The following is a 15,604-nucleotide window of genomic DNA, read 5'->3' as shown; positions in this document are numbered from 1 at the left end:
CCACACCGGTCGGACTGGCCGAGGAGCTGACGTGGTCGCCTCGCGAGTACTCAGGTCAGACGTTCGACGGCAGTCGTGACGACCGGGAGGTAGCGCGCCCAGCACGCCTCGAGCCAGGCCGGGTCGTCGTCGATGAACGCCGCACGAACCTGATCCCGGATGGTCTTCGCCTCGGGAGCGGACGGCGCACCGCTGGCGTGGAGCACGGCGTCGGCCCGCAGACCCTGCAGCACGGTGATGGGGTCGACCGTGCCGTACTCGATGGCGACGCCAGTGACCTCGGTGTCGGGGCGGAGGTCGGTGACCGCACCGAGCCATTCGCCGGCGAGTTCGGCCGACACGCTGGTGCCATCGTGCAGTGAGGTGACGTCGTCCCACCACGCTCGCTGACGGTCGAGCGCCGGGTCGCCGGGCGCAGCGGAACTGATGAGCTCGCCATGGCCCCAGGGCCCGAGTCCGGAGTGCAGGTCGAGGATCGCCACTCGCCGCATGCCAGACAGGCGATGCCCGATGAACTCGCTCATCCATCGGTTCGACCAGGTGGGCCCGGTGCCGCCGTAGAAGACGCCCGTTGGATGGTCGTACTGGCCGCCCGAGATGATCTGCTGGAGACGCTCGAGTCCGAGGACTTCGAGCTGTCGCATCAACGTCTCGAACGACGTCGCCTGATCGGCTTCGCTCCACGAGGGCGGGACCAGCGCGGGGGCCAGGTCGTGATAGTCGTCGTTGGCCGGGGCCGGTCGTTCCCAGTCGATGAAGTTTCGGTTCAGGTCGACGTTGTCCTCGTTGACCCGGCGGACCCAGGAGAAGCCGTAGGGATTGAGCGCGTGGACGAAGACGAGCACCGGACCGCCCGTGCGGTCACGGTCGTAGGTCTCGAGATGGTGGCGCTGGAGCGCCGAGCCGAGGTAGCCCTCGACGCCGTGGGTCCCCGAGACCACCACGATGGCGTTGTCCGTCTCTTCCGGTCCCACCTCGGCCACGTCGATCGAGAGGGGTTCGCCCTCCAGTCCGACCAGCGGATGCGGAAACGTATCGATGCGGGCCCCAGCGGCCGCAGCAGCCTCGAGGAACGCTGCTCTGGCGTCGGCGTATGACGTGCTCAGTGGAGGGATCATCGCCTCGTCAGACGCCGAGCTTCGCGACCATGGCGTAGACCGTGAAGATCACGAGGGCGGTGTCGATCGCGGCCCCGATGGCGAATCGTTGGCGCACCTTGCCGATGGCGCTGGCGTCACCGTGCTCGTGGGCCGCGACGGCGGCTCGAGACGTCGGTGCGAAGAACGCGACCCCCATCACGCCACCGATGATCACGACCGCGAAGCCGATGGAAACGAACGCGTGAGAGAACTCATACGGTCCGTCGAGCACGAGGCCGACGCCGGTGAGGAAGACGACGGTCCCGGCGACCGAGTAGTAGATCTGCGCCATTCGGCCTGAAGCCTGGTGCCAGGCCACGGCCACCACCCCGCCGGCTCGATCGAGACCGGGCATCACCGCCATCTGCGTGAAGTTGCCGCCGAGCCAGGCAGCGACACCGATCAAATGGAGGACGAGCAGCAGGGTTCGCATCGCATCACCCTAGAACAACGGGGCGTCAGCGGTCGGCGAAGTTCGGTGTGCGTTTCTCGAGGAAGGCCGCTTGTCCCTCGCGATAGTCCTCGGACCGGAAGCAGGCCTCGGTCAGCTCGGCCACCCGTACGAGGTCGCGTCGGTCCGGATCCTTGCCCACTTCACCGATTGCCGCCTTGATGGCACGGATCGTCATGGGGGCGTTGCCGGCAATCACCGAGGCGAGGTCGACCACCGTCGTCTCGAGTTCTGCAGCCGGGACGGATCGGTTGATGAGCCCGATGCCAGCGGCTTCGCTGGCGGAGTAGCGACGGGCCGTGAAGAGCACCTCGGCGGCGACCGCCTTGCCGACCAGGTCAACGAGTGCCTCGACGCCGCCGTAGCCGTAGCCCAGACCGAGCTTGGCCGCCGGGACGGCGAACTGGGAGTTGTCGGACGCGATCCTGATATCGGCCTTCATCGCCGTGAGGACACCGCCGCCCATGCAATACCCCTCGATCATGGCGATGAGCGGCTTGTCGAGCTTGGTCAACGCCCGTTGCGCCTCGGCCGCGATCGCGTCGTATTCCTTGCGGGCGTCGACCGAGGTCCGCCGCTCGCCGAACTCGGAGATGTCGGCACCCGACACGAACGCCCGGCCACCGGCCCCTCGCATCACGACGACCCGTACCGACGGGTCGTCGGCGAAGGCCCCGATGATCGTGGGGATCGCCCGGTTCATCTCGGCCGACATGGCGTTGTGGCGGGCCGGATTGTTGAAGGTCATCCAGCCGATGCCATCGCGCACCTCGGCGAGCATCTTGTCGGTGTCGAGTTGGATCGTCATGGGGTTCCCTTGGTCGGCGTGTGCGTGTTGCCCTGTCGATTGGTGCGGTGCCGGTCGGCGATCACGCCCAGGGCCAGCAGTTCGTTGGTCTCGTCGTTGTCGAAGCCGAACTGGGCGAGGATCTCGGTGCTGTGTTCGCCGGCCAGCGGACTCGGTGTCCTGATGTCGTCGGCGACGCCAGCCAGTGTGGTGGCGTTGCGGATGATCTCGACGTCGCCGGACACCGGGTGATGGGTGGGTGTGGCTACACCGAGGTGTTGCACCTGTGGATCAGTGAAGGTCTGTTGGAGGTCGTTGACGGGCCCGGCCGGCACCCCGACCTCGTTCAGCAACTCGACCCATTCGGCGGTGGTGCGGGCCGCAAGTGCCGTGGCGATGATCTCGGTCAGCTCGTCATGGTGCTGTTTGCGCCCGGCGGGCGTGGCAAAGCGCTCGTCGTCGGGAAGGTCGGGTCGGCCGATGACCTGACAGAACGCTGACCACAGATGTCCCCAGGCGGCGGCGACGTTCAGGTGGCCGTCGGCGGTCGGGTAGAGGCCCATCGGGCGGAGTGTCGGGTGGTCGTTGCCCGCCTGCGGCGGGATCTCGTGGTCGACGGTCCAGCGGGCGGCCTGGAAGTCGAGCATGCCGATCATCGACTCGAGCAGTGACGTGTGCACCCAGCGGCCGACACCGGTGCGCTGCCGCTCGTGCACGGCGACCAGCACACCGATGGCCAACTGGAGACCAGCGGCGATGTCGGAGATCGCGGCCCCGGCCCGCACTGGTCCCTGGCCGGGAAGTCCGGTCACGCTCATCATCCCCGACATGCCCTGAGCGATCTGGTCGACCCCTCCTCGTTCGGCATACGGCCCCGTCTGGCCGAAGCCAGAGATCGATCCCATGATGAGACGAGGGTTGATCGCCGTGACAGTGTCCCAGTCGAAGCCCAGCTTGTACTTCACGGTGGGCCGCATGTTCTCCATCAGGATGTCGGCCCGCCCGACGAGCCGGTGGAGCACGGCACGACCCTCGGACGACTTCAGGTCGAGGGCGAGGCTTCGCTTGTTGCGATGGAGGTTGAGGTAGTCCGGGGTGGTCTGGTTGGCGACGCCGATGCCGGGCGATTCGATGCGGATGACATCGGCTCCCCAGTCGGCGAGTTGGCGGACGGCGGTGGGTCCGGCGCGCGCCACCGTCAAGTCCAGCACCACCAGATCGGCGAGCGGGAGCAGGTCGTCCGGTTGGTGTGGCATCTTGTCGGACCTCCCGTGGTTCGCACCATTGGCTAGCAGGATTGGCGCTCGGCCCGCCAGCTTTGGCGCGGATGGTTTTGACGCAGGTGGACGCGGTCCCGTTGACTGACCGGATGGCAGCAGACGTTTCGCTCGACGTGACCGGCTCGACGGCGGTACTCACCCTGCGACGACCGGACGCGCTGAACGCCTTCACCTACTCGATGCTCGGTGAGATGGAGACGGCGGTGCGCGACGCCATGGCGAACCGAGCCGTCACTGCGCTGATCATCACCGGCGAGGGCCGCGGCTTCTGCGCCGGACTCGACGCCACGGCGCTGTCGGGGGCAGCGTCGACCGGTTCGTCGGGCCGACCGGCGATCGGCGACGACGAATTGCATGGCCTGTTCAGCTATCTGATCCAACAGCCCAAGCCGGTGATCGCTGCCGTCAATGGCGTGGCCGCCGGCGGCGGGTTCGTGCTCGCCGCCAAGTGCGATCTGCGCTTCGCTTCTTCGGCAGCCAGCTTCACGACCGTCTTCTCCAAGCGGGGCCTCATCGCCGAGCATGGCATGACCTGGCTGATGCCCCGTCTCGTGGGCGTCGGTGATGCCCTCGACCTGCTGTGGTCCTCCCGTCGGATCGACGCCGACGAAGCCCACCGCATCGGCCTCGTGCAGCGGGTCATCCCCGCCGATCGCCTGCTCGACGAAGCCATCGCCTACGTCGAGGACCTGACCGCCAACGTGTCGCCGGCGTCGATGGCCGACACCAAACGGTTGGCCTACCGCCATCTCGGCATGGACCATCGTGCTGCATTCGAAGAGGCCGACATCGTGCAATGGCAGGCGATGGACCGCGCCGACGTGACCGAAGGTGTGGCATCGCTGATCGAACGTCGACCGCCGAAGTTCGACCGACTGGGGGACCAATGAGCTCGACCGACGACGCGACCGTTCAACTGAACGTGGACGGGGGAGTGGCGACCGTCGCCTTCAACCGTCCCGAGCATCTGAACGGGATCACCAACCGGATGGCACGCGAGCTCTACGAGACCCTGTCGGCCGTGGCCGCCGACTCGTCGGTCATGGCCCTCGTGCTGACCGGCAACGGCTCGGCGTTCTGTCCCGGGGCCGACCTGCGCCACTACTCCTCGGGCGCGAGCGACGAAACATTGCGCTCGGAGTACTTCCAGGTGCCGGTGCTGCTCCACGAGATGCCGCAGGTCACGATCGCAGCCATCAACGGCGCCTGCGCCGGAGCGGGGATGGGCTACGCCTTGGCGTGCGACTTCCGCTACGTGAGCCGGACCGCCAAGCTGAACACGGCGTTCCTCGACGTGGCCGTCGCCGGCGACATGGGGATCCCATGGATGCTGCCCCGCATCGTCGGCAACAGTGTCGCCCGGGAGCTGTCGTTCTTCCCCGGCAAGCTCACCGCCGACGAGGCGCTCGATCTCGGACTGGTGCACTCGGTGTTGGATCCCGACGAGTTGCTGCCGTTTGTTCTCGAACGAGCGCAGCGTCTCGCTGGCAGCGCACCGCTCGCGCTCCGAGCGATGAAGGCGCACTACGTCGCTGCCGAGTCGATGAGCTTCGCCGACTTCATTCGGCTCGAAACCGAGGACCACACCCGGATCACGCAGAGCCAGGACTGCAAGGAGGCGTTCGCTGCCTTCGTCGAGAAACGACCCGCCGAGTTCAAGGGGATCTGAGTCATGTCATTGCACCTTCGTCAGGTGGCGCTCGTCGCCCGAGACCTCGATCAGGTGGTCGATGACCTGTGTGCGGTCTTCGATCTCGCCGTCGGCTACAACGACCCGGCAATCGGTTCGCTCCAGCTGCACAACGCCGTCATCCCGGTGGGCGAGGAATTCCTCGAAGTCGTTGCGCCGCTGGTCGAGGGCATCACGGCCGATCGATTCCTCCATCGTCGCGGTGGAGACGGGGGCTACATGCTGATCTTCCAGACCGACGATCACCCCACCCGCCGCCAACGCGTCGACGCACTCGGTGTTCGCGTGGTGGCCCAGTTCAACGGCGATGGCTTCACCAATATGCAACTGCATCCCGCCGACACGGGCGGCACCTTCCTCGAGGTCGACCTCCAGGTCGGCGAACTCGAATGGCACCCGGCGGGGCCTGACTGGCGTACGTCCATCCGCACCGACGTCGCAACGGCGATCGTCGGCGCCACGGTGCAGTGCAGCGATCCCGCTGCGGTCAGCGCCCGATGGTCGGAGATTCTCGAGCTACCGGTCGTCGAGGGTGTCACACCAACCGGCGCCGAGGCCTTCGTCATCGAGGCCGATGGGTCGACCATCCGCTTCGCCCATCCGGTCGATGAGCGGGGCGATGGGCTGGCAGCGTGCGAGGTCGCAGTCCGACGTGTCGGCGACGTGATCGATCGGGCCAGGGAGCGCTCCCTCGAGTGCGGCGAGTCCTGGGTGATGATCGGTGGCGTCCGGTTCGATCTGATCAGCTGAACGTCTTTGTGAGCGTGGCGTAGCGCCCTCGGAGACCGTCGTCACACGCCGCTCATCGGCGGGAAACAGTCCGGGAACAAACGTCTCGTACGTTCGGACCCGTGACCCTTCTCGCACCACGTGATCCTCGCCGTCGATGATCGACTCGGTCGATCCCTTCATCGGCACGGGTGTCACCGACCTGCCGCCGCCGGAGGGGTTGGCCGCGACCTGGTGGTTCCCCAAACCGCAGGTCGGCAACACTCACCCCGGAGCGACCGCACCACTCGGCATGGTCTCGGCCTGCGCCTACTCCGGCGCCTACCCGACCGGGTACGGGCTCTATGACAAGAGCACTGAGGGCATCCCGCCCGAACTGCACCATCGACAGCTGGCGTCAGGATTCACCCACTTCCAGCAGTCGGGAACCGGCGCCATCCGCAAGTACTACAACTACTTCCGCGTCACGCCCATGCTCGAGCCGCTCGACATGCTGGGCGAGCAGTGGACGCTGAAAGAAGAGGCGGCCTCCCCCGGCTACTACGCCGCGACCCTCGGCAAGCGGATCCGCTGCGAGCTCACCGTCGGCCCGAAGAGCGCCATCCACCGCTACACGTTCCCGCAGGCGCCGGACGCCAGGGTCGTCATCGACTTCTCCAGCGGTGGACTCCAGATCGAACACGGCCAGACCGTCCCGATGCGAGCGAAGCTGCAGGCAGTGGGGGCCAACGCGCTTCGGGGCGAGGTGGTGGTCGAGGGGGTGCCGCTGGCGGTCTACATCGAATGTGATGCCCCGGGCTGGCGGCAGTCGCTGTGGTACGACCGACGCCTGATGTCGGGCGGGAGCCGGCTCGACTTCGACTCGATTCGACAGACGACGCTGCGGCCTTTCGGATCGATGTTCCGTGGTCGTGCTGCGCCGGGATCAACGGTCGAGCTCCGGATTGGGTTCTCGCTCCGCGGTGTCGAGCAGGCCGAGGCGAACCTGCGGGCCGACCTGGCCGCAGCGCGGGAGAGCACGGTGTGGACGGGTCACGCACCCGACGAAGTGACGCCGTTCGACGAGCGACAAGCCGCCACCCGTGCGCTGTGGAGCGACGTCCTCGACCGGATCCACGTCGACGGCGGCTTGTCCGAGCAGCGTTCGATCTTTGCGACCGCGCTCTATCACTCGTTCGTCAAACCGTGTTTCGCCGACGACGAGAGCCCCTTCTGGCCGGCCGACGGCCCGTTCGTCTTCGACATCTGCACGATGTGGGACATTTACAAGACCCAGTTGCCGCTGCTGCTCCTCATCGCTCCGGAGCGGGCGTCGACGCTGCTCCACGCTCTCCTGCAGGTCAGCAGCGAAGAGGGGAACCTGCCGATCGGCTATCGCATGGCGCGTGGCGCAGACCGATTCTTCCGGCAGGCCAGCGCGCTCGCCCACACGTTCTTCGCCGATGCGCTGGCCGCTGGGATCGACGACATCGACTGGGAATGGGCGCTCGTCCACCTCACCGCCGACTTACGGCGAGGGTATGGCGAGGAGTACCTCGACAAGGGCGTCGCTCATCCCATCAGCCACACGCTCGATCTGGCGTATGGCTACCACTGCACGGCCCGAGTCGCCCGAGCCCTCGATGATGCCGTCCTCGCCGAGCAACTCGACGGGCTCGCGACCCGATGGGTTCATGCGTTCGACCCGGACACCGGACTCCTCGTCGACTCGACCTACTACGAGGGCGGGCGGTGGAACTACTCGTTCCGTCTCCTGCACGACATGGCAGCCCGCATCGAGTTGGCCGGCGGCGAATCGGCGTTCGCCGACCTGCTCGACGCATTCTTCGGCTACGGGGCCCAACCCGTGAAGCAGCTCGGCCATCCGCCCTTCGCCGAGGCGCTCGAGGAAGGCTACGCGCTCGACCGGTTCGAGGGCCTGAACAACGAGCCCGATATCGAAGCCCCCTGGGCCTACCACTACGTTGGCCGGCCCGATCGCACCGCCGAGATCGTCCACTCGATCCTCCAGTTCCAGTTCGCCACCGGCCGCGGTGGGCTTCCGGGCAACGACGACTCGGGCGGGCTGAGTTCGTGGTACGTGATGGCGTCGCTCGGTCTGTTCCCCGTTGCCGGACAGAACCTGTTCCTGCTCAACGCACCGGCGTTCGAGCGGAGCCGGATCACGATTGGCGACCACCAGCTGGTCATCGCCACCGAGGGCTTCGAGCCTCGAACGGCCGGCTCGGCGCCGCTCTACGTCGTTGCCGCCTCGATGGACGGCGCCTACCTGCACCGCAGCTGGGTGACCGGCGACGAACTCCGTCGTGCGCGTCTGATCACCTTCGAGCTGGCCAACGAACCGGCCGCCTGGGGCGCAACGACCCGGCCGCCCTCGGTCTCGACCCCGGGGGCGAGAGCGCCGGCCCGCCGCTCGACCTGATGCCCCGACCACCCGCCGCCCGCCATCGCAAGGAGATTCCGTGACCGCACCCGCCGTGACTCGCCCGCCCGCAAGCGATACGCCATCGTCCGAACCGTCACAGCGTCTGGTCATCGTGGTGCGGGCCGACCCGGTGATCTGCGGTCACTCGGGTGAGGCCCGCAACCTGGCCGAAGCGGCACTCCTCCGCGGGTTCGACGATGTGCGTATCGTGACGTGGCCGCTCGAGGCGCTCACCGAGCTACCGCTCAAACCGCTCGACTCGGTCCTTCCCTACAGCCTGGGAATCACCGTCGAACGCCCGGCACCCGTCGGTGACTACAAGGTGCCCGACGGTCGCTTCGTCGCCGGGATCGTCGGCCGTCTCGTCGAGCTGTTCACCGACGGCGTGCCGACCGTCTGCCTCTCGCTCTACCTGACCCCGCACGCCAACGCCGTCATGGAGGCACTCGCCATCGCCCGGGTGATGGGTGGCCCGGTCGAGGTCGCGACCGTTGCCGAAGCCGTCGGCTCCGACATCACCAATGTCGTCCGCTCCTGCCTCGCAACGGGGAGCCTCGGCGCGGCGGCTGCCGTCTTCGCCACCTACCTCGCCCACGACCGCTGTGTAGCGGTGTCGGCCTACACCAAGGAGTTGATCGTCGAATCGGCGACGGAGGTCGACGCTGCGTTGGGTACCCGGTTCGCCGAGGCATGCCGGGCCCGCGTCGGCATCTCCTATCCGGCAGTCGACAGCGCTGCCTTCGTCGACCTCGACCCTGCGTCGGTTCGCCATGCGCTCGGAGCTCGGGGGCTCGAGCCGGGCTCGTACGCGCTGTTCCTGTCCAGGATCACTCCGGCCAAGGGCGTCGCCGATCTCATCGACGGCTTCGCCATGTCGCGTTCGCGGGAGCGGGTGACACTCGTGATCGCCGGCACGGGCGGCGCTCGCGCGGATGCGATGCGGCGGGCGGCTTCGTCGGGCGCGGGCGATCGGATCGTGTTCTTCGACGACGTTGACGACGACGAGAAGCGACTCCTGATGGCGGGCAGCGCTGCGTACGTCTTGCCGAGCAAGCCGATGCCCGAATTCGTGGAGACGTTCGGCATCGCGCTCGTCGAGAAGATGCTGGCCGGCGGGGGACCGGTGATCACGACCGCAACGGGTGGCATCCCCGAGGCGGTCGGCGGAACGGCAACCATCGTCGAACCCGGTTGTCCGGTCGACATCGCCCGTGCACTCGACGACGCGATCCTCGATACCGCAGGCACCGAGTTGACCCGGCGAGCCGACCGAGCGCGGGCCTACGCGCTGCAGTTCGATCGATTGGCCGTGTTCGATCGGCTCTTCGCCGGCATCGGGCCCCTCAGTCTCGAGCTCGAATCCGTGGCGTGATCTTTCGGTCAGCCCTCGCTTCGCTGCGGGAGGCTGGCCCGGAGGTTGGCGAACGCTACGACCCCGTCGTCGGAGCGTGTCCACGAGATGTAGTCGGCTCGGCCCCGCTCCCGGAAGATCGGGTTGGAGAAGATCGAAGCCCATTCGGTGACCGGCTTCAGGCTGGATGCCATCGCCTCGTCGAAGCCGACCCAGCGGCGAGCGTGCTCTTCCGACCGGAAGAGATTCATGTTCGCTCACCTGAACGGCCGACTGGCCGCATCACCTCCGACCTGTGACGCGGTGTAGCCGACGGCTTCTGGCGGGTCGACACTGACGACGTCTTCGTCGCACAGTTCGACCGAGATCGGGTCGCCGCAACACAAGCACGGAGCGTCGATGCGCACCGTGCTCCCCGGTACGAGCCAGCGAACGGCCATGGCCTCGAACCCGCATTGGGCGTACCACCGCTGGTCGCCGTCGATCGTGACCCGATACTGGGTGGGTTGCAGGTTGAAGGGCGGGAACGATGCCAGGTAGTCGGTGCCCGGGTGGGTCCAACCGGGCGTGACCGCCACCAGTTCGTGGATCAGTTGGCGGGCGTACTCGATCTCGATGTCGAGTTCCTTCGCCAGTTCGGTGAAGTGCGGCGCTTCGCCCGATGCCACGACGCGTCGCATGATGGCGGCGTAGCCACGGTCCATCAGTTCCAGCTCGGCCATGTGTTCGTCCTCTCGGGTGGGTCTCGGGCGTGTCGGTCTCAGGGCAGGTCGGGTTGTCGGTGTCAGGCAAGGATCGCGTCGATGGCGGCGTAGTCCTCGGCCGTCAGCGTCCAGTTGGCGGCACCGACATTCGCCCGGACCTGATCGGGTGAGGTCGCACCGGCGATGACGCTGGCAATCGTCGGGTTCGACACGAGCCACGAGAACGCGAGATCGAGGATCGTGTGCCCGTTCGACTCGGCGAAGTCGGTGAGGCGAGCGACCGTCGCCAGCTTGTCGTCGTCGATGAAGTTCGCCGATCGCTCACCCCAGCGGGCGAGCCTCGAGCCTTCGGGCAGCGGCTCGCCCTGGCGATACTTGCCGGTGAGCAGGCCCGACTCCAACGGGAAGAACGGGACGAACACGATGCCGTGCCGACGGCAGGCATCGAGCACACCGTCGGTCTCGGGGTCGCGTGTGAGCAGGCTGTAGTGATTCTGCACGCTCGGATACGGCGCGAGCCCGGTGGCACCGGCGGCGAAATAGACCTCGTCGAGCTGATCGGCGCTGAAGGCGGTGCAGCCGATCTCACGGATCTTGCCCTCGGCCTTGAGTTCGGCCAGCGCGCCGAGCGTCTCCTCGACCGGCGTGTTGGGGTCGGGGCGGTGCAGCTGGTAGTGGTCGACATAGTCGGTGCCGAGCCGGGTGAGGCTGGCCTCGAGCGAGCGACGAATCCGTTCGGGCGACGCATTGCGCTCGCCCTCGGGAAGGCCGTTGGTGTGACCCCACTTGGTGGCGATCAGCACCGAGTCTCTGCGACCGGCGAGCGCCCGCCCGAGGAACGTCTCCGACTCGCCGCCCCCATACGACTCCGCCGTGTCGAAGTAGTTGATCCCGGCATCGATCGCTGCGTCGACCACGGCACGAGTCCCATCGGCGTCGATGGCCATGCCGAAGTTGTTGCAGCCGAGTCCGACGACCGACACCTCGAGCGTTCCCAGTTGGCGCAGTTCCATGCCCGCACCCTAATCGCGCTGGTCGTCGCGGGCCGGTGGGCCTGGGATGGGTCGGCCGAACTTCAGGCAGCAATGCCAGAGCTTCTTGTACCGCTGTCTCGGCGACGCTTCGGGATCTCCTTCGATCGATGGGGCGGTGAAGGGCACGTTGGCGATGGCGGTCCCGATCGCCGCGGCATCGAGGAGTCCATCGGGACGAGCGGTCGCACGAGCGAGATCGAGCATGTCGCCTCCACGAAATTCGGGCGGGATCTGCTCGGGTCGTACCTCTGACCCCTCGTTCCAGCCGATGGCAAACCCGAATCGTTCCGAGGCCAGGGTGAGGTCCCGTTCCACGGCACTCCCGCGGAAGCTCGGGTCGAGCACGATCGCTTGCACATCGCGCTCGAAATCCACCGAGCCGTGGATCTGCGCCTCGATGTAGCTGTCGAGCTCGCGTGCCGACAGGCTGTCGCTGGATCTCTTGCCCAATGCAGTCAGCAGCCGGTCGACCGTGAGACCACGTCCGAAGCCGGTTCCCGTCGAACACCGGTCGAATGCGCCAGCAAGGATCGAGAGCGGCTCTCGCAGCGTGCCGATGTCCACTGGCTCGCTGTGGCTGTCGCCAACGCAGAACGTCGCTCGGGCGAGGCAGTGCGACTCGAGGACGACAAAGCTGGAGCCGAACCGTGGTGCTCCGCCGTAAGAGTCTCCGAACGGGTCGAGAGCCCCGTAGACAGGGCGACTGAGCGTGCCGTTGTCGTAGGCATCGTCGAAGAGCGCGGACTCCCAGCGAGTTCGATCCCCACCGGGAACGGCGAATCTCCCTCCGTTCGAGATGCCCGTTTCGAACTGCGAACGGTAGCGACCGTCGGAGAGGAGCCCCGCAGCGACCGTACGACCGAGCGAATCCCGTCGATCCGGGTGGAAGTTCAACGTGAGTCGGCTGTTGGCAAACAGGTGCTCGGTGGCGGCGACGATCGTCGCCTCGTCGATGTCAAACGCCGAGAGTCGGGCGAGGGCGTTCGCCTCGAGTCCGGCCGCTCGACGCCCCACGGCCGCAACGGCTGGATGCTGCTCCTCGACGCCGCCCCACTGCACGTGTCCATCCTCGCACGGCTTGTCGGCGCCGGATCATCATTGATGGAAGCGAACCAACGTGCGACTCGACGCTTCAACCCTGCGAACGGTCGAGGGCTGTCATACCCCATCGTCATACTGTTTTCATGGGTTTCGGGTCGGCGAAGGATGCGGGGAAGAGGGGGCGGATCACTGCTGATCCGTCGACGCCCTATGTCGCCCAGCTGGCCAATCAGCTCCTCACGTTCTCCTCCATGCACGATGTGGAGGATCTATCGGCCGATGAAATGGCCGACCTGTTGCTGGTAATGGCCAACGCCGCCGAGCACCTCGAGACCCAGACCGGCCAGTTGGCGCTCGCCGCGCATCGCCGTGGTGTGGGCCGCCATCTCGGTTCGAGGTCGACCGGGGCGTGGCTGGCGCATCGGGCGAAGGTCACCCCAGCGCACGCGCATCGCATGATCCGTCGTTCGGAAACTGAGGTCGCGTTCGCCCGCTTCTATCTGGCGCATGAGGACGGCAAGATCACCGGCTACCACCTCGACCATCTCGGGGAGTTGTGGCGCAACAACCCCAAGCTCGAAGATCTGCTGTATCGGGACGAGGAGATGCTGTGCGACGCCGCCTGCAGTCTGCCGCCGCAGAAGTTCGGTTTGGTATGCCAGAAATGGTTGTCGCTCGCCGACCCGGATGGGGCGTACGAGAAGTATTTGTTGAACCTGGAGCGCCGGTTCTATCAGTCGTCGAAAGACCTGGACGGCAACTTCCATCTCGCCGGACGGCTCGATCCGGTGAACGGTGAGATCTTCGATCAGCTGGTGTCGAAGCGGGCAGCGGAGTTCTTCGACGCCGATTGGGCGAAAGCGGTGGCGGAAGCGGCGCCGGGTGAGGTGATCACCAAGTCGATGCTGCGTCGGAGTGACCGGCAACGTCGCCTCGATGCGTTGGTGTCACTGGTGATCGACGGGTCATCGACGCCCGAGGGGGCGCAGCGTCCGGAGCCGTCGATCATTTTCGGTTTGGATGTGTTGAGTTTGTCGGAGTTCATCGCCCAGATGCTGCATGCCGACCTCGGTGACTGGGCACCCGACACCGGCACCAGCGATGGGGCCGCTGCAGCTTGGGGCGGCGCTGCCGCTGGCGAAGGCACCGCTGGATCCAACCACACCGCCGCCCAGGAAGACGCCCCCGTATCGGCGGCTGCTGGCGAGCCGGGCGGTGACACGGCCCCGACCGACGTCGTCACCCACAGCGGGGGCGCTGCGACATCGGCGTCTGACTGCGACGACTACGCCGCCACCGGGACCGACGGTGCCAGCACCGGCGACGGTGCCGCCACCGGGACCGACAGTGCCAGCGCCGACCGTGCCACCGGGTCCGACGCTGCCGGAAGCGACGCTGCCACCACCGCGCACGCCACCAACCCCACGGCCTCCACCAACACTGCGACTGGCACCACGTCCGGCGGGCTGCGGCTGCCGGATCCGCCGTACCCGGTTCCTTCCGGCCCGTCGACTGCGGCGGCGGTCGATCCGATGCGACGCTGTGAGACGTTGCGGGGCACACCGATCCCGTTCCGGATCATGCTCCAACACCTATTCGAAGCCCGCATCCGCCGGGTCGTGTACACCGCACCCAACGTGATCATCAACGCCGGTCAGTCCCGCCGCCTGTTCTCGGCCACCCAGAAGCAACTGATCAAGTTCCGTGACCGCTGCTGCACGTTCCCGGGCTGTCACCGCGACGCCATCTACTGCGAAGCCGACCACCTCCGAGCCTTCGTCGACGGCGGCCCCACCGACCTCACCAACGGCCAATGTCTGTGCCGCTACCACCACGACCTCAAGAGCCGCAACAAGTTCTACTGCGAACCCATGCCCGACGGGACGGTCGGGTTCTTCCTCCCCACCGGCATCAAACTCGAATAGCTCCCAGCGAGCAGCCAGAGCATCTCGTCAACCACACCACACCACACCCCACGCACCGACCCGAACCGACGTTCGAGGTCGGCACCGCCGCGCCCGAACCGACGACCGACCCCGCGTCGGGCCCGCAAAGGCCGGGCCCGCAAAGGCCGGGCCCCGCAAAGGCCGGGCCCGCAAAGGCCGGGCTGCAGGATGGGGCTGGGCCTACCATCCGGCGCATGAGTCTCGAATGGGAGCAAGTGATCGTCGACGCCGAAGATCCTGAGCGGCTAGGACGGTGGTGGACTGCGGCTCTCGGCTGGGTGGTCGTGAACGACGAGCCGGAGGAGTTCGAGATTCGGCCGACGCCGAACGGCCTCCCCGGGTTGCTGTTTGTTCGAGCGACCCAGACCAAAGCGAGCAAGAACCGCCTCCATCTCGACTTCCGGCCCGACGACCAAGCCGCCGAGGTGGCCCGGCTCCTCGAACTCGGAGCGTCACGGGTCGACATCGGTCAGGGCGACGCATCGTGGGTCGTGCTCACCGACCCCGAGGGCAACGAGTTCTGCGTGTTGAGCTCTCGCGTCAGCTGACTCCCTCGCCGAGACATCGGTCTATGGGAGCAGCGGCGGCTGTCCGACGATGGCGGTGACGCGCTTGGTCATGAGCTCGATCCGACGCAACATCTCGGGCTTCATGGCGGACATGTTGTCGGCGAGGAAGTCGCTTGACAGCACCCTGAGCTTCTCCACGACGTGCTCGGGCCCGAACTGCTCGCTGGTGAGATCGAGATCCTCGCCGTCGATCCGGTTCCAGTAGTGATGCTCGACTTGGTGTCCGTCGACGAGCACTCGGCCGAGCACCAGGTCGCCACCGAGATAGCGCCAGGCGACGAACGACGAGGGTTCGCACTGGCCCTTCGACGGGTTGCCCTCGTGCCAGCCCGCTTCCGCACAGGTATCAGCGGCCCAACTCGACCGGATGGCCGCAGTCACATCGGAACGTTCGCTCATCAGCAGGTGCCTCCAACATCGCCTGGGGCGAGGGTAGAGGTCGAAGGCGTGCGTAGGCT

General features: G+C 66.9%; 16 protein-coding genes. 7 read left to right on the top strand and 9 right to left on the bottom strand.

All coding sequences use genetic code 11. The features are described 5' to 3' along the window. Positions 1-50: 50 nt before the first annotated feature. Genes R2733_05640 through R2733_05625 form a run of 4 tightly spaced genes read right to left on the bottom strand, consistent with a single transcriptional unit; the run spans position 51 to position 3,633 of the window. On the bottom strand, positions 51-1,118 hold the full coding sequence (locus R2733_05640; protein ID MEZ5375978.1) for a DUF2817 domain-containing protein: 1,068 nt from the start codon (positions 1,116-1,118) through the stop codon (positions 51-53). Between the two features lie 7 nt (positions 1,119-1,125). Continuing rightward, positions 1,126-1,572, bottom strand: coding sequence for a hypothetical protein (locus R2733_05635; GenBank protein MEZ5375977.1), 447 nt, complete (start codon positions 1,570-1,572; stop codon positions 1,126-1,128). Between the two features lie 25 nt (positions 1,573-1,597). Next, positions 1,598-2,398 (bottom strand): enoyl-CoA hydratase, encoded by an 801-nt coding sequence (locus R2733_05630; protein ID MEZ5375976.1) that lies wholly within the window; start codon positions 2,396-2,398, stop codon positions 1,598-1,600. Next, positions 2,395-3,633 (bottom strand): CoA transferase, encoded by a 1,239-nt coding sequence (locus R2733_05625; GenBank protein ID MEZ5375975.1) that lies wholly within the window; start codon positions 3,631-3,633, stop codon positions 2,395-2,397. The genes R2733_05630 and R2733_05625 overlap by 4 nt, the downstream gene beginning before the upstream one ends. 113 nt (positions 3,634-3,746) lie before the next feature. Here R2733_05625 and R2733_05620 point away from each other — a divergent pair, with 113 nt between their 5' ends. From R2733_05620 to R2733_05600, 5 genes are all read left to right on the top strand, one after another. Then, a complete protein-coding gene (locus tag R2733_05620) occupies positions 3,747-4,547 on the top strand; it encodes an enoyl-CoA hydratase-related protein (GenBank protein ID MEZ5375974.1) in 801 nt (266 codons plus the stop codon). Next, positions 4,544-5,326: an enoyl-CoA hydratase-related protein gene (locus R2733_05615; GenBank protein MEZ5375973.1), complete on the top strand. Its 783-nt coding sequence runs from the start codon at positions 4,544-4,546 to the stop codon at positions 5,324-5,326. The genes R2733_05620 and R2733_05615 overlap by 4 nt, the downstream gene beginning before the upstream one ends. Positions 5,327-5,329: 3 nt before the next feature. Then, a complete protein-coding gene (locus R2733_05610) occupies positions 5,330-6,097 on the top strand; it encodes a VOC family protein (protein MEZ5375972.1) in 768 nt (255 codons plus the stop codon). A 136-nt stretch (positions 6,098-6,233) separates the two neighbouring features. Then, positions 6,234-8,498 carry a glycoside hydrolase family 92 protein gene (locus R2733_05605; protein MEZ5375971.1) on the top strand — a complete coding sequence of 755 codons (2,265 nt, stop codon included), beginning with the start codon at positions 6,234-6,236 and terminating at the stop codon, positions 8,496-8,498. Between the two features lie 40 nt (positions 8,499-8,538). Then, entirely contained in the window at positions 8,539-9,873 is a 1,335-nt protein-coding gene (locus tag R2733_05600) for a glycosyltransferase (GenBank protein MEZ5375970.1), read from the top strand. A gap of 8 nt (positions 9,874-9,881) precedes the next feature. On the opposite strand, the gene R2733_05595 is transcribed toward R2733_05600, so the two are convergent. The 4 genes from R2733_05595 to R2733_05580 form a co-directional block, all read right to left on the bottom strand. Continuing rightward, positions 9,882-10,103, bottom strand: a complete 222-nt coding sequence (locus tag R2733_05595) for a hypothetical protein (GenBank protein ID MEZ5375969.1) — start codon at positions 10,101-10,103, stop codon at positions 9,882-9,884. Positions 10,104-10,109: 6 nt separating this feature from the next. Next, entirely contained in the window at positions 10,110-10,574 is a 465-nt protein-coding gene (gene merB / locus R2733_05590) for an organomercurial lyase (GenBank protein MEZ5375968.1), read from the bottom strand. Between the two features lie 62 nt (positions 10,575-10,636). Continuing rightward, positions 10,637-11,569 (bottom strand): aldo/keto reductase, encoded by a 933-nt coding sequence (locus tag R2733_05585; protein ID MEZ5375967.1) that lies wholly within the window; start codon positions 11,567-11,569, stop codon positions 10,637-10,639. A gap of 9 nt (positions 11,570-11,578) precedes the next feature. After that, the gene (locus R2733_05580; protein MEZ5375966.1) at positions 11,579-12,649 is read right to left on the bottom strand and encodes a DUF3626 domain-containing protein; all 1,071 of its coding nucleotides are present in this window, start codon (positions 12,647-12,649) and stop codon (positions 11,579-11,581) included. Between the two features lie 125 nt (positions 12,650-12,774). Here R2733_05580 and R2733_05575 point away from each other — a divergent pair, with 125 nt between their 5' ends. After that, complete coding sequence (locus tag R2733_05575) at positions 12,775-14,556, top strand: hypothetical protein (GenBank protein MEZ5375965.1); 1,782 nt, start codon at positions 12,775-12,777, stop codon at positions 14,554-14,556. Positions 14,557-14,771: 215 nt separating this feature from the next. Next, positions 14,772-15,125: a VOC family protein gene (locus R2733_05570; GenBank protein ID MEZ5375964.1), complete on the top strand. Its 354-nt coding sequence runs from the start codon at positions 14,772-14,774 to the stop codon at positions 15,123-15,125. A gap of 21 nt (positions 15,126-15,146) precedes the next feature. On the opposite strand, the gene R2733_05565 is transcribed toward R2733_05570, so the two are convergent. After that, entirely contained in the window at positions 15,147-15,545 is a 399-nt protein-coding gene (locus R2733_05565) for a hypothetical protein (GenBank protein ID MEZ5375963.1), read from the bottom strand. Positions 15,546-15,604 lie beyond the last annotated feature (59 nt).

Source organism: Acidimicrobiales bacterium, assembly GCA_041394265.1.
Classification (GTDB): domain Bacteria; phylum Actinomycetota; class Acidimicrobiia; order Acidimicrobiales; family SZUA-35; genus JBBQUN01.
The sequence above is the reverse complement of the archived record's forward strand: the minus strand, read 5'-3'. Positions and strand labels throughout refer to the sequence as shown.

What these genes read in the sequence shown, in the direction of transcription:
- R2733_05570 (MEZ5375964.1), top strand. Translation starts at nt 14,772, where the DNA reads ATGAGTCTCGAATGGGAGCAAGTGATCGTCGACGCCGAAGATCCTGAG.
- R2733_05620 (MEZ5375974.1), top strand. Translation starts at nt 3,747, where the DNA reads ATGGCAGCAGACGTTTCGCTCGACGTGACCGGCTCGACGGCGGTACTC.
- R2733_05630 (MEZ5375976.1), bottom strand. Translation starts at nt 2,398, where the DNA reads ATGACGATCCAACTCGACACCGACAAGATGCTCGCCGAGGTGCGCGAT.
- merB (MEZ5375968.1), bottom strand. Translation starts at nt 10,574, where the DNA reads ATGGCCGAGCTGGAACTGATGGACCGTGGCTACGCCGCCATCATGCGA.
- R2733_05605 (MEZ5375971.1), top strand. Translation starts at nt 6,234, where the DNA reads ATGATCGACTCGGTCGATCCCTTCATCGGCACGGGTGTCACCGACCTG.
- R2733_05610 (MEZ5375972.1), top strand. Translation starts at nt 5,330, where the DNA reads ATGTCATTGCACCTTCGTCAGGTGGCGCTCGTCGCCCGAGACCTCGAT.
- R2733_05625 (MEZ5375975.1), bottom strand. Translation starts at nt 3,633, where the DNA reads ATGCCACACCAACCGGACGACCTGCTCCCGCTCGCCGATCTGGTGGTG.
- R2733_05585 (MEZ5375967.1), bottom strand. Translation starts at nt 11,569, where the DNA reads ATGGAACTGCGCCAACTGGGAACGCTCGAGGTGTCGGTCGTCGGACTC.
- R2733_05565 (MEZ5375963.1), bottom strand. Translation starts at nt 15,545, where the DNA reads ATGAGCGAACGTTCCGATGTGACTGCGGCCATCCGGTCGAGTTGGGCC.
- R2733_05635 (MEZ5375977.1), bottom strand. Translation starts at nt 1,572, where the DNA reads ATGCGAACCCTGCTGCTCGTCCTCCATTTGATCGGTGTCGCTGCCTGG.
- R2733_05615 (MEZ5375973.1), top strand. Translation starts at nt 4,544, where the DNA reads ATGAGCTCGACCGACGACGCGACCGTTCAACTGAACGTGGACGGGGGA.
- R2733_05595 (MEZ5375969.1), bottom strand. Translation starts at nt 10,103, where the DNA reads ATGAATCTCTTCCGGTCGGAAGAGCACGCTCGCCGCTGGGTCGGCTTC.
- R2733_05640 (MEZ5375978.1), bottom strand. Translation starts at nt 1,118, where the DNA reads ATGATCCCTCCACTGAGCACGTCATACGCCGACGCCAGAGCAGCGTTC.
- R2733_05575 (MEZ5375965.1), top strand. Translation starts at nt 12,775, where the DNA reads ATGGGTTTCGGGTCGGCGAAGGATGCGGGGAAGAGGGGGCGGATCACT.